General features: G+C 40.4%; 1 protein-coding gene. It reads left to right on the top strand.

Annotated elements, in window-relative coordinates; genetic code table 11:
- Nucleotides 1-209 precede the first annotated feature (209 nt).
- A complete protein-coding gene (locus DCC82_RS17035) occupies nucleotides 210-779 on the top strand; it encodes a hypothetical protein (RefSeq protein ID WP_097355135.1) in 570 nt (189 codons plus the stop codon).
- Nucleotides 780-943 lie beyond the last annotated feature (164 nt).

Raw genomic sequence — 943 nt, 5'->3', positions numbered from 1 at the left:
CCTCCGCATGCCCCACGATGCTCAATGGGATGATCTGTGTGGAGTTTTCATAGAACTTTTGACGCTACCGTTTATTGTATTCTATCGAAAATCAAAAAAGAAGGGAGAAACAAAAAAGAAGCCATTCATCCCCCACCTGTAGAGGTGGGGGACTTCTGGCTAATTTATGTTAAAATATACAACAACGGCTCAGAAAGGAACTGCCAATGATGAAAATGACAAAAGAGGAAATTGCCCGTATATTGTCCGTTCTCTTTCATGAATTGACCGCCCATTGGACGAAAGAAAAAATTCATTCTGATGTGCTGGAAATCATTATGAAATTACGAATCCAATCAACCGATGAGGACGAATATATGCATGGATTGCTTGCGAACGTAGCATTCGCAACAGAATCCTCGTATGCTTTGCAACAAATATTTGGAACCATGCTTGAGGAGCAATCATTTCTTTCTGCTGCAGCGGTCGAGGAAATGCTGAACGAAGCGCAAGCACGAATTCGCGGACATATATCCGAACTCGCCTCGCGCTATCAAGCGCATTTCGAACAAATTGATGATAAAACCGAACGCAAAAAGCAGCTGGAACGTTCTTATTGCGCGCTTTTGATCGTCAACCGCATCAAAACAGACTTTCTATTTCAGTTTGTTCATGAAAACTACCAAAACGCCGCCAAACAATTTTTTGCCGCGAATCCAAACGATGTGCTCGAAGCGTTTCATCACTTAAGCAGCGTATATGCAAGCCAATGGCTAGAAGGGCTCGAGCTGCATTACTAGATTTTCATTTTTATATTTTTAAATAATTCGAAATTTTGTTTTGACAAAATTGTCATACAATGCTAATCTAGTCATTGGGAGGAATTTTTCACTTCCTGAATCCGTGATGGTTGGAAATCAACTTTGATTTTGGTGTTAGTTCTATGGATATATGATCCATACAT

Source organism: Geobacillus sp. LYN3 (assembly GCF_003064505.1).
GTDB classification, from domain to species: domain Bacteria; phylum Bacillota; class Bacilli; order Bacillales; family Anoxybacillaceae; genus Parageobacillus_B; species Parageobacillus_B toebii.
Note: the sequence above shows the minus strand (reverse complement) of the source record. Positions and strands in the feature narration are given on the sequence as shown.

Bases quoted from the DNA above. Each gene is read 5' to 3' on its own strand.
- DCC82_RS17035 (WP_097355135.1), top strand. From the start codon at position 210: ATGAAAATGACAAAAGAGGAAATTGCCCGTATATTGTCCGTTCTCTTT.